Origin of the sequence: Vogesella mureinivorans, assembly GCF_007644035.1 — a bacterium.
In the GTDB taxonomy this organism is placed as follows: Bacteria; Pseudomonadota; Gammaproteobacteria; order Burkholderiales; family Chromobacteriaceae; genus Vogesella; species Vogesella mureinivorans.
The window spans coordinates 1-489 of the sequence record NZ_VMTV02000698.1 but is presented as its reverse complement, the minus strand read 5'-3'; the positions used below and the strand labels follow the sequence as shown (position 1 = coordinate 489).

Annotated in this window: 1 pseudogene; it reads right to left on the bottom strand. The window is 61.6% G+C overall.

Annotation, left to right across the window (positions count from 1 at the left end):
- Positions 1–89: 89 nt before the first annotated feature.
- A pseudogene (locus tag FLQ44_RS17800) lies at positions 90–489 on the bottom strand (DDE-type integrase/transposase/recombinase); the annotation flags it as partial.

Sequence of the window (489 nt, the reverse complement as noted above, 5' to 3'; positions counted from 1 at the left end):
ATCCACCACCAAGCTGTCTCCCAAACATCGCCCATACGAGCGAACAAGTTCCGGTCCAATACCTCTTCCGTAAAGGTCCGGTTGAAGCACTAGATGTAGGCGCTCTGGTTAGGCTTACCGGGCTGGATGTACTGGATGCCCATGCCTCGGGACTTCGCGCAAGCCACGAACGCCTCGCCGCGAAACTCAGGCTCGCTGTCGGTGTGCAGCACCTGCGGCAGCCCAGGCTGCAGACACTCGAAGACGCAGATCAAGGGCTGCGCATTGAGCGAGGTGTCGACTGCGATGTGCTGCGCCTCGCGGTTGAAGTCGTCGATCACATTGAACGCTCGGAACCGTCGCCTGCAGGCGAGTGCGTCGCTGATGAAGTCCGCCAACCCGAAGATGTCGGTCAGTCGCGGCACGTCCCGCGGCATGCGCTCGCGCTTTAGGAAACGTCGCTTGGCGGGGCGGTGCTGGTTGAGCATCGTGGCCTTGTACACGCGGTAG